At 64.1% G+C, this 9,810-nt stretch carries 10 protein-coding genes; 3 read left to right on the top strand and 7 right to left on the bottom strand.

Going from position 1 to position 9,810, the window contains the following annotated elements:
* Nucleotides 1-126: 126 nt before the first annotated feature.
* On the bottom strand, nt 127-585 hold the full coding sequence (locus tag J1C48_RS14115; protein ID WP_207258635.1) for a hypothetical protein: 459 nt from the start codon (nt 583-585) through the stop codon (nt 127-129).
* Here J1C48_RS14115 and J1C48_RS14110 point away from each other — a divergent pair.
* Together J1C48_RS14110 and ndk are read left to right on the top strand one after the other, a co-directional pair.
* Entirely contained in the window at nt 575-1,267 is a 693-nt protein-coding gene (locus tag J1C48_RS14110) for a glutathione S-transferase N-terminal domain-containing protein (protein ID WP_207258633.1), read from the top strand. The two genes, J1C48_RS14115 and J1C48_RS14110, sit on opposite strands and share 11 nt — an antisense overlap.
* Nucleotides 1,268-1,352: 85 nt before the next feature.
* The gene (gene ndk, locus J1C48_RS14105) at nt 1,353-1,775 is read left to right on the top strand and encodes a nucleoside-diphosphate kinase (protein ID WP_207258616.1); all 423 of its coding nucleotides are present in this window, start codon (nt 1,353-1,355) and stop codon (nt 1,773-1,775) included.
* 130 nt (nt 1,776-1,905) lie between these two features.
* Here the strand turns inward: ndk and J1C48_RS14100 are convergent, their stop codons facing one another.
* The 4 genes from J1C48_RS14100 to uvrC all read right to left on the bottom strand — a co-directional run bounded on the left by J1C48_RS14100 (nt 1,906) and on the right by uvrC (nt 5,642).
* Nucleotides 1,906-2,409: a molybdenum cofactor biosynthesis protein MoaE gene (locus J1C48_RS14100; protein ID WP_231081800.1), complete on the bottom strand. Its 504-nt coding sequence runs from the start codon at nt 2,407-2,409 to the stop codon at nt 1,906-1,908.
* A gap of 1 nt (nt 2,410) precedes the next feature.
* On the bottom strand, nt 2,411-2,662 hold the full coding sequence (gene moaD, locus J1C48_RS14095; protein ID WP_207258614.1) for a molybdopterin converting factor subunit 1: 252 nt from the start codon (nt 2,660-2,662) through the stop codon (nt 2,411-2,413).
* A 96-nt stretch (nt 2,663-2,758) separates the two neighbouring features.
* Entirely contained in the window at nt 2,759-3,340 is a 582-nt protein-coding gene (gene pgsA, locus J1C48_RS14090; RefSeq protein WP_207258612.1) for a CDP-diacylglycerol--glycerol-3-phosphate 3-phosphatidyltransferase, read from the bottom strand.
* A 115-nt stretch (nt 3,341-3,455) separates the two neighbouring features.
* Nucleotides 3,456-5,642, bottom strand: coding sequence for an excinuclease ABC subunit UvrC (gene uvrC, locus J1C48_RS14085; RefSeq protein ID WP_207258610.1), 2,187 nt, complete (start codon nt 5,640-5,642; stop codon nt 3,456-3,458).
* Between the two features lie 495 nt (nt 5,643-6,137).
* On the opposite strand from uvrC, the gene J1C48_RS14080 reads away from it, so the two are divergent.
* Nucleotides 6,138-6,815 carry an outer membrane protein gene (locus J1C48_RS14080; protein ID WP_231081799.1) on the top strand — a complete coding sequence of 226 codons (678 nt, stop codon included), beginning with the start codon at nt 6,138-6,140 and terminating at the stop codon, nt 6,813-6,815.
* A gap of 207 nt (nt 6,816-7,022) precedes the next feature.
* On the opposite strand, the gene J1C48_RS14075 is transcribed toward J1C48_RS14080, so the two are convergent.
* A complete protein-coding gene (locus J1C48_RS14075) occupies nt 7,023-8,861 on the bottom strand; it encodes a transglycosylase domain-containing protein (RefSeq protein WP_207258609.1) in 1,839 nt (612 codons plus the stop codon).
* Between the two features lie 174 nt (nt 8,862-9,035).
* Complete coding sequence (locus J1C48_RS14070; RefSeq protein ID WP_207258608.1) at nt 9,036-9,755, bottom strand: YoaK family protein; 720 nt, start codon at nt 9,753-9,755, stop codon at nt 9,036-9,038.
* Between the last annotated feature and the right edge of the window lie 55 nt (nt 9,756-9,810).

The following is a 9,810-nucleotide window of genomic DNA, read 5'->3' as shown; positions in this document are numbered from 1 at the left end:
TTGGTCCGTCGAAGTCTGTTCTCAGCGGGATCGGTATCGCCATGGCAAACCTCCGTTTGCCATCAATGATTCAGACTTTCCTCGCCTTGGAAATCCCTCGCGAGTCAGGCTTCACGCACGTTGGTATTACCGGATCGTTGCGGGGAGACGCTGATAATGGTGGGATGAAATGATCTGAGGGCGATGTTCTGCCAAGATCATGAAAGTCGGCAGTGATGGTGGAAGATGGAACGGAATCGTTGCCGTTATCGCCCGGGGAGGCGCCAGGGCGACGATCTTCGATTTCAATCTTTTCGGGCACCATGGCGACCCCGGGCGATCGACGGCAAGGCCTATGACGTCGATGTCATCAGCGCCGAGCACGGCGAATCGGCCTTCGAGCAGTTGACCGCCGAATGGGAAGCGTTGAAGTTTCTTGTCCATTGCGCCGGTATTGCGCTGGGCAAGAAGCGCCGTTGCCAGCAAGAAGCCATCAATCGCGGGTGGTTGGTGGCGATCCATGAAGGGCGCGGCTGCCGATCGCATCGGGACCCCAGGTTTGGATCGTCCACCCGCTTGCAAGGATGCTGCATCGATAACCGCCATTTTGTACGAACTTGTCGGGCGCGATGCGTCCCGCCCATTTTCACCTCATTGCTGGAAGGTCCGGCTGGCGCTGAAGCACAAGGGGCTCGACTTCGGGACGCGCGCCGCCGGCTTCACCGAGATCCCAGAGCTGGAAGGTGGGTTTTCGAAGACCGTGCCGATCCTCAAGGACGGCGAGGCTCTTGTCACCGACTCCTTCGCCATCGCCGAATATTTGGAAACGGCCTATCCGGATCGGCCGAGCCTCTTCGGCGGCGAGGGCGGCCGCGCGCTGTCGCGCTTCGTCGAGAGCTGGACCCAGCGCACGATCCATCCGGCGCTGGCGCGGATCGCCGCCCTCGACATCCACGATTGCCTTGGCGCGAGCGACCAGGCCTACTTCCGGGCAAGCCGGGAGAAGGCGTTCGGGACGTCGCTTGAAAATTTCGTTGCCGATCGCCAGAGCCGCATTGCGCCCTTCCTCGCATCGCTGGAGCCGCTGCGGGCGATCGTCGCCAAACAGAATTTCCTTGGCGGCGAAACCCCGCTCTTTGCTGATTACATCGTCTTCGGCGCCTTCCAATGGGCGCGGGTGTCCTCGCCCTTCCGGTTCATGCCGGCCGAAGACGCGGTGACGCAGTGGTTCGAACGGTGCTTGGCGCTGTACGACGGCGAGGGCGCGAAGGTGCCTGCTGCGGCCTAAAGCTGCGATCGCCTGCTTGCTCAAGGGACTGGCGCTCGTTATAGGGGGCGCCAGTTTCCCAACACGTTGACAGCAAGGACATCCGATGGCGGTCGAACGCACCTTTTCCATGATCAAGCCCGATGCCACCCGCCGCAACCTGACCGGTGCGATCATCAAGACGCTCGAAGAGGCCGGCCTGACGGTCGTCGCCTCCAAGCGGGTGTGGATGAGCCGCCGCGAGGCCGAGGGTTTTTACGCCGTTCACAAAGAGCGCCCGTTCTTCGGTGAGCTGGTCGATTCCATGTCCTCCGGCCCGACGGTCGTCCAGGTGCTGCAGGGCGAGAACGCCATTGCCAAAAACCGCGAAGTGATGGGCGCCACCAATCCGACGGAAGCGGCCGAAGGCACGATCCGTAAGCAGTTCGCGCTGTCGATCGGCGAGAACTCGGTGCACGGCTCCGACGCGCCGGAGACGGCCGCTCAGGAGATTTCCTACTGGTTCTCCGAGACCGAAATCGTCGGCTGAAACGACGCAGAATCGCCCGGTCGCCGATCGGGCGTTTGACATGACGAAAAATGCCCAGGGTGCGATCGCGCCTTGGGCATTTTGCTTTCAAGGATCCGGTGATGCCGAGCATGCTCGGCGATGTTTTGCTCTACAGCCGGTGCCAGCGGTCGGCGGCCGCCTCGTCCGTGTCCTTGGCCTCCACCCAGCCGCCGACCGTTCCGTCGACGAGGTGCTCACGTTTCCAGAAGGGCGCCGAGGTCTTCATAAAATCCATCAGGAAACTTGCCGCCGCGAAGGCGGCGCCACGGTGCGCCGACGTGCAGGCGACGAAGACGATCTCTTCGCCGGGCATGATCAGCCCGTGCCGATGAATCGCCGCGGCGCCGAGGATCGGCCAGCGCCGGGCGGCGTCTTGGACGATCTTGGCGATCTGCTTTTCCGCCATGCCGGGATAGTGCTCGAGTTCGAGCGCCTTCAGCCGCCCGCCCTCGTCGCGGCAATAGCCGGTGAAGGTCACCAGCGCCCCGACGGTGCCCGATCCGGACAGCGCCGCGGTGACGGCGTCCGCATCGATGCGCGCGGCGCTCACCGTGATAATCGGCGCGATGGTGCGAGACGCGGCGTCGGGCGCGGGCATCGTCGGCTCGCTCATCTCAGCCTCCGGTCATCGGCGGAAAGATCGCGATCTCGCGCGCCCCGGCGATTGGTTCGGCGTGGTCGACATGTTCGTGGTCGATGGCGACGCGGATGATCTCGGGCGCTTGCAGCGCTGCGTCGAAGGTTTCACCACGCCCCTTCAGCCAGAGGAGGAGATCGGCGACGGTGGTGACCTCGGCAGGGGGGCTCACCTCTTCTTCGGCGATCCCGATCCGCTCCCGCACCCAGGCGAAATAGGCGAGTTTCATGCCACGCGCTCCTTTCCTCTCCCGGCGCAGATGGCGGGAGACGGGCGCAATGTCCAGTCGGCGGCCATCGATTTCCGGTCCGACAAGGGGGACGGCTCAGTCCTCGATATGCCGCAAGCCGGCGCGGAAGTAGTCGTAGCCGGTGTAAAGCGTCACGAGTGCCGAGACCCAGAGCAGCGCCAGGCCGACCTGGGTGATTCCCGGCAGGAACTTGTCGCCCGCAGGGCCCGCCAGAAGAAACGCGATCGCCACCATCTGGATGGCGGTCTTCCATTTGGCGAGGCGGGTGACCGGCACCGAGACTTTTAGCTCGGCGAGATATTCACGCAGGCCCGAGACGAGGATTTCGCGGCACAAGATGATGATCGCCGCCCACAGGCTCCAGCCGGCGATGCTGCCCTCCGCCGCGAGCAGCAGCAGCACTGCGGCCACCAGCAGCTTGTCGGCGATCGGATCGAGCATCCGGCCGATGGTCGATGTCTGTTTCCACGCTCGTGCCAGATAGCCGTCGAGATAGTCGGTGATCGACGCCGCGATGAAAATTCCGAGCGCCGTCCAGCGGGCGAGGTCGGAACTGTGCAGCTGTCCTTCGAGGAAGAAGCACATGACGACGAGCGGAACACAGACGATTCGCGCGTAGGTCAAAATGTTCGGGAGGCTGAGAGCCCTGGACGCCATGGAACGATCGCCTGCGGGATTCTTCATTGACGGTTTCTCAAAGCGCGGTCGGACACCTCGCGTCAACCGCTTGAGAGGCGCAGACGCACAATCGCGCGCGAAGATGACGAATCTTTCACCCGCCAGCCTGGAAATGATCGTAAATCGATCGTGCCATCGCCGCCGAAATGCCTTCGACGTCGGTCAGGTCGCTGAGGGCGGCGCGCGACACCGCCTTCGCCGTGCCGAAATGGTGCAGGAGCGCGCGTTTGCGGGATGGCCCGATGCCCGGGATCTCATCGAGCGGATTCTTGACCAGCTCCTTCTTACGCTTGGCCCGGTGCGTGCCGATGGCAAAGCGGTGGGCCTCGTCGCGCAGGCGCTGGACGAAATAGAGCACCGGATCGCGCGGCGGCAACGAGAACGGCTCGCGCCCCTCGGTGACGAAGCGCTCGCGGCCGGCATCGCGGTCGACGCCCTTGGCGATGCCGATAGCGGTGATCCGATCGGCGATCCCCAGCTCGGCGAGGATCGCCCGCACCGCCGACATCTGACCCTTGCCGCCGTCGATCAAAACGAGGTCGGGCCAGTTCGGCATGGCCGCCTCATCGGCAAGATCGTCGACGGCTTCGTCCGCCCGCAGAGCCCGCGCCAGCGCGTCGCTGTCGCCTGCCGCTTGGCCGTCGGCCGCTCGGCCGGCCGGCATCGCGTCGGCGTGCTCCTTGATCAGCCGGGCGAAGCGGCGGCGGATCACCTCCTTCATCATCCCGAAATCGTCGCCGGGGGTGATGTCCTCGCCCTTGATATTGAATTTGCGATACTGGTTCTTGGCAAAGCCTTCGGGGCCCGCGACGATCATCGCCCCGACGGCGTTGGTGCCCATGATGTGCGAGTTGTCGTAGACCTCGATTCGGCGCGGCGTGCGGGCCAAGCCGAACGTCTCCCGCAAGCCGTCCAACAGGCGCGCCTGGGTCGAGGTTTCGGCCAGCCGGCGACCCAGCGCTTCTTTGGCGTTGGACGCGGCGTGGTCGACGAGGTCGTGTTTGGCGCCGCGCGCCGGCACCTGCAGCTGGACCTTGCGGCCGGCCTTTAGTGTCAAAGCCTCGGCGAGCAGGGCCTCGTCTTCGACCTTCAGCGGCAACAGGATGAGGCGTGGGGCGGGGGTGTCGTCGTAGAACTGGCCGAGAAAGGCAGCGAGCACGGCTTCCGGTTCAAGCGAGGGATCGGCCCTCGGGAAATAGGCGCGGTTGCCCCAGTTCTGGCCGGTGCGGAAGAAGAACACCTGAATGCAGGTCAGCCCCCCTTCCTGATGAATGGCAAAGACGTCGGCCTCCTCGATGCCATCGGGATTGATGCCCTGATGGCTTTGAATGTGGGACAGGGCCGCGAGGCGGTCACGGTAGATCGCCGCGCGCTCGAAATCGAGTTCGTCCGAGGCGGCCTGCATGGCCTCAGCCATCATCGTTTTCACTTCGCTCGAGCGGCCTGAAAGAAACGCCGTCGCCTCGTCGACCAGTTCACCATAGCCCGCTTCGTCGATCTCGCCGGTGCAGGGGCCGGAACAGCGCTTGATCTGGTAAAGCAGGCACGGGCGGGTGCGGGCGTCGTAGACACTGTCCGAGCAGGTCCGCAGAAGGAAGGCGCGCTGCAGGGCGTTGATGGTCCGACCGACGGCGCCCGCCGAGGCGAAGGGCCCGAAATAGCGGCCTTTGCGGGAGCGCGCACCGCGGTGCTTCAGAATCGACGGCGCGGCGTGGTCCTGGCTGATCAGGATATAGGGAAACGACTTGTCGTCCCGCATCAGGACGTTGAAGCGCGGCCGCAGGCGTTTGATCAGATTGGCTTCGAGCAGCAGCGCTTCGGTTTCGGTTCGGGTGGAGACAAACTCCATATTCCGCGTCTCGCGGATCATCCGCGCGATCCGCTGGGTATGGCCGCCAAGCCGGGTGTAGTTCGCCACCCGCTTCTTCAGCGAGCGCGCCTTGCCGACATAAAGGATCTCGCCGTCGGCGCCGAACATGCGGTAGACGCCGGGACCGTTCGGCAGCCGCTTGACTAAAGCCGCGATCAGTTCGGCGCCCTTGAGGTCGCCGTCGACGTTGCGTCCGGCATCGTCCCATTCGATCGCCTGGAGAAGGCCGCTGGCGCCACCGGCATCCGCGGCCTCGGCCGAAGAACCGGCGCCAGCTTCTTCATCGTTGCCGCTTGAGTCATCATCCGCCCCGGCGCCGCCGGCGATCAGCTCCGCGTCGTCGATCGAGTCATCATCATCTGAATCCGCATCGAGAGCCGCATCCGCCACGTCGGGATCGTTCTTGGGCATCAGCCCACGCGCGCTGTGTCGCGAAAATTGCTGCGGACGCGATCGGCCCAACGTCGTCTCCTCGTCGTGTTGGCTCAAGCTGCCCTCGGCCAGCCACCCTCAAAGCGAGCGTAAGGGTAGCCCTTATATGATGAGTCCGGCCTTGAAATGCAGGGGGAGGCGTCACGGAGGATAGATGGGCGTGAACAAGCTGTGCACATCGTCACGCAGCCGTCGTCCGCGCCGGGGCGACATCTTCGCCGACGTCAGCGATCGGCAGGATGGGCGTCGTCGAGGGTGTGACCGATTGGCAACGTCCGTGAGAAAGTTTGCTCGACATCATCGCGAAAGCGTCATGAAATCCTGTTTCGGCCATGTGTTATGCCCATCTCTATCAACGGCGAAGCTATGTTCGGACCTCGGTGCAGCCTCGTTACGACCTTTTGGGGGCTTGAACGCAAACGAAGAGATGGCGAGGAATCGCTGTCTTGTCTCTTGCCGGAAGGCTGGTGCGCGATGACGATGCCGAGACTGCGTACACTTCGGATCCTGCCCGTCCTGATGATGGGAGCGCTGCTGGTGGGGACCAGCGGTGCGTTGGCGGCTGACGTGGTTTTCGATCAGCCGGCGCCGTCGGCCGACGCCCCTTCGGCACCGGTCTATATCTGGTCCGGGCCCTATGCCGGCGCATTTGCCGGGTACAATTTTTCGAAGTTCGACAATCTCGGTGGTGCGACGGTGAAGAGTCGCGGCTTCGTCGGTGGAGTATATGCCGGCTACAACTTCGAGGCCGACCCGATGGTCTACGGCATCGAGGCGGATATCGGCGGCTCGGGCGTCGATGGCTCGACCTTCAGCCCGCGGCTCGGCGGCGACGTCAGTGCCGATCAGAACGTCTTCGGGTCGTTGCGGGGCCGGATCGGTTATGCGGCCGACCCGTTCTTGGTGTTCGCGACGGGCGGTGTTGCGGCTTCGCGCAACGAGCTGTCTCTGGGGAGCGCGTCCGACAGCAAGACCAGCGTCGGCTACACCGTCGGCGCCGGTGTCGAGACCAAGATCAGCGACCAGCTGAACGGCCGGCTCGAATATCGCTATTCGAAATTCGGCGACAAGACCTATGATCTCGGCAACACCAGTGTGTCGTCCGGCTTCGACGAGCACTCGATCCGGGCCGGAATCGCGCTGAAATTCTAGGCTCAGCCTTTTGCGAAAACGGAAGGATCGCGCGTTCGGTCTTGATCATTGGCCGTTGTGATGGCGCGCGCCGCTTCCGGCTGTGACCGATCGGACAGGCTGGCTCTAGCATCGGCCCGACAATCGGCATCGATTTTCGGCAAAGCACGATGAGTCGATTCCAAGGGTGAGAGCGACCTTTCTGCGTCCGATCGGGCGCAGGGCGCTCTATGGGGACACTGCGGTGGCCGGGTTCTTGCAGCCCAGCGGTCCCGGATCCTTGCCGTCGTGGATCTTGGTGTTGACCTCGCGGACCAGCGGCACGAGCGCCTGGGAGGTCAGCGGCGGGTCGAGCTTCATCAGATCGCTCGCTTCTGCCGAGACCAGCAGCGTGTAGGCACGGGTGAAGGTGATCAGGGTGATCTGCCGATTGCCGTCGGAGGTTCCGGTCTTGGCGGCGATGTCGGGGATGAAGCGGCTGCCGCTGGCCGTTCCCTCGGGGCCGGTGGTCTTCAGCAGCATCGTTTGCAGAACGTCCAAGCCGTAGCGCAGCGCGTTGTCTTCGGCGAGCGGACGCGCCTTCTGGCGCATCACGACCTTTTGGGTCCGGCGATCGCGCGCCTCCTTGATGATCAAGGGGGCGTTCGAGACGGCGCCGCAGGAGGCGATCGTCACATAGGCATTGAGCAGTGCGGCGGCATCGACGGGCGCTGCCCCGAGCGCCATGGAGCGCGAGGGTGCGCCTTGAAAGCGGAAGGTCGCACCCATGCGGGCGAGGACGTTATTGGCGCATGGCGCGCCGAAGGTCTCCATCATCCGCACGAAGGGCGGGTTGCGGCTCATCGCGAGCGCCGTTTCGAGGGGGGTTCTCCCGAGATAGCGGCCATCCTCGTTGCGCACCGGTGGCTGGCCGAGCGGCGTGTCCAGGACCGTCGTCTGCGCGCCCCAGCCGTGGTCGACTAGCGCGCAGAGGGTGAGTAGCGGTTTCACCGTCGAGCCGGGATAGATCGTGGCGCCAGGCGTTGCGACGATCCCCTCGATCCCGCCGGTGCGATTGTTCACGACCATTGCCGTCAGCCGGTCGTAGCCGGCCTGCTCGATCGGCGGATATTGGTCGGCGATCGCGGTTTCGAGGTCGAGCTGGACTTCCGAGGAATAGTCGGTGACGACGTCAAGGCTGATCGGCTGCGTGCCGAGTTTGCGGGTGAGGGTGGCGATGGCGAGATCGCGCGCCGAGCCGAACCGGTCCGATAGCCGGTTGGCATTGGAAAAGGCGTGCGCCGCAAAGCGCCGGGAAAAATTTGGATCAGCCGCAGTTTGGGCCGTAAGGACGACGGGCTTCAGGCGCATTTGCAAAAGCAGGCGGCGCGCTTCCCAGAGATTGCGGGGCTTGGTCGGATTGCCGCCGGTGGGATTTTTGATCGTGACGGCGAGGCTTGCCGCCATATCGGGTGTGAAGCCGGTCTCGCGGGTGCTCGGATCCTTGAACGAATAGCCGAAATAATAGCGTGCGGCCGCCTCCAGCCCCTTGGTGTTGTGACCCATGAAGGGGATGTTGAAGTAAAATTCGAGCAGTTCGCGTTTGGAGAAATGCCACTCGAGCCAGATTGCGATGGCGAGTTCGTCGAATTTGCGCGCGAACACCCGTTGGCTGCCGACATAGAGCTGCTTGGCGATCTGCTGGGTGATGGTCGAGCCGCCGCGCGGATCGGTGCCGAATTGGCTGAGGATCGCTTTGCCGATTGCCACCGGATTGAAGCCGGGGTGATAGAAGAACCAGGAATCCTCACTGCGCAGGATCGCCTGGCGCATGATCTTCGGCACCTGATCGTAGCGCAGATAGACCATCTCCTCGATCGGCGCGTCCCAGGGCTTGGCCCCATGTTCCGGCAGATCGACGATCAAGCGATTGGAGCGCACCCGCTCGCGGGTGGTCGCGACCGTGGCGCCATAGCGCGCGGCGACCGCGTCGACCCAGACGACGAGGCTGGTCGTTGCACCGGCGAGCACAAGGAGCACCACCAGCGCGACGAGCTTGATCCGCGACTTGCGCTCGCCTGTCATCATCGCGCGCGCGGTTGTTCGCCGGTCCGCTGCGCCCAAACGGCGCGGGCGCTGCTTCGCACTGGAATGTTCACTGGTCGCCAAGTCGGGAAAAACCTGCGGTACGCGCCCCATCCGCATGGCTTCTACTCAAAAGCTGCGGCCAGGCGAAGCCGAAGCCGCTGGATTGGTAATTTTTTAGCGAATAACGCGCCCGAGTCCGAAACTTTCATGCACCCAGTGGTAGGGAACGGTGAAGGACGCGGCCGCGAGCACCAGTGCCAGAGCGCTGATGCACCACAACGCGTCTTCGCCGAGATGCTTGAGGAGCAGGGCGCCGATGATCGCCCCGACGAGCATGCCGCCCCAGGGCAGAATCTGGTAGCCGAAGCCAAGATGCCGTTCGCCACATAGGAAGCGCCCGACACCGCGGCCAAAGCGGGACAGGGCGCCGGTCACATAGGTGAGCCCCAACGGGTGGCCGGCGACGCTTTCGACTGCGGCGTTGAGCATGCCCATCGCCAGCACCAGCGTCAGATAGATTGGCGGGTAGGGCTCGGGGCCGGCACAGGCGGCGCAGAGGGTTGCGATGAGGCCGACGGCGAGAAGCAGCGGCCATTGCCGGATGCCCGACCGGCGGACCACCAAGACGCCGCTTGCATTGCCGACGACAAAGGCGCCAAGGATCAAGGCTAGCCGCAGAATTGCCTCGCTGTGACCTTCGGCAATGGCGATCGCGAGCCGCGTCGTGTTGCCGCTCATGAAGGAAAAGAAGTCGCCGGCGCGCAGGAAGCCGATCGCGTCGGTCATCCCGGCAAGCAGCGACAAAAGGCCCACAAAGCCGAAGCCAAGTGCCTTTTGCCGGCGATCGGGACTGGGCGTGTGGATCGTCGGGCGGGGCTTTATCGTCGCGTCCATTCGGATTTTTGTCTCTTGGCGTCGGAGGATCCGGCTTGGCCGCCCGTCTCCGATC

Source organism: Jiella flava (genome assembly GCF_017349315.1).
Lineage (GTDB): Bacteria > Pseudomonadota > Alphaproteobacteria > Rhizobiales > Rhizobiaceae > Jiella > Jiella flava.
Note: the sequence above shows the minus strand (reverse complement) of the source record. Positions and strands in the feature narration are given on the sequence as shown.

What these genes read in the sequence shown, in the direction of transcription:
- ndk (WP_207258616.1), top strand. Translation starts at nt 1,353, where the DNA reads ATGGCGGTCGAACGCACCTTTTCCATGATCAAGCCCGATGCCACCCGC.
- J1C48_RS14075 (WP_207258609.1), bottom strand. Translation starts at nt 8,861, where the DNA reads ATGATGACAGGCGAGCGCAAGTCGCGGATCAAGCTCGTCGCGCTGGTG.
- J1C48_RS14070 (WP_207258608.1), bottom strand. Translation starts at nt 9,755, where the DNA reads ATGGACGCGACGATAAAGCCCCGCCCGACGATCCACACGCCCAGTCCC.
- pgsA (WP_207258612.1), bottom strand. Translation starts at nt 3,340, where the DNA reads ATGGCGTCCAGGGCTCTCAGCCTCCCGAACATTTTGACCTACGCGCGA.
- J1C48_RS14115 (WP_207258635.1), bottom strand. Translation starts at nt 585, where the DNA reads ATGGCGGTTATCGATGCAGCATCCTTGCAAGCGGGTGGACGATCCAAA.
- J1C48_RS14100 (WP_231081800.1), bottom strand. Translation starts at nt 2,409, where the DNA reads ATGAGCGAGCCGACGATGCCCGCGCCCGACGCCGCGTCTCGCACCATC.
- uvrC (WP_207258610.1), bottom strand. Translation starts at nt 5,642, where the DNA reads ATGCCCAAGAACGATCCCGACGTGGCGGATGCGGCTCTCGATGCGGAT.
- J1C48_RS14080 (WP_231081799.1), top strand. Translation starts at nt 6,138, where the DNA reads ATGACGATGCCGAGACTGCGTACACTTCGGATCCTGCCCGTCCTGATG.
- moaD (WP_207258614.1), bottom strand. Translation starts at nt 2,662, where the DNA reads ATGAAACTCGCCTATTTCGCCTGGGTGCGGGAGCGGATCGGGATCGCC.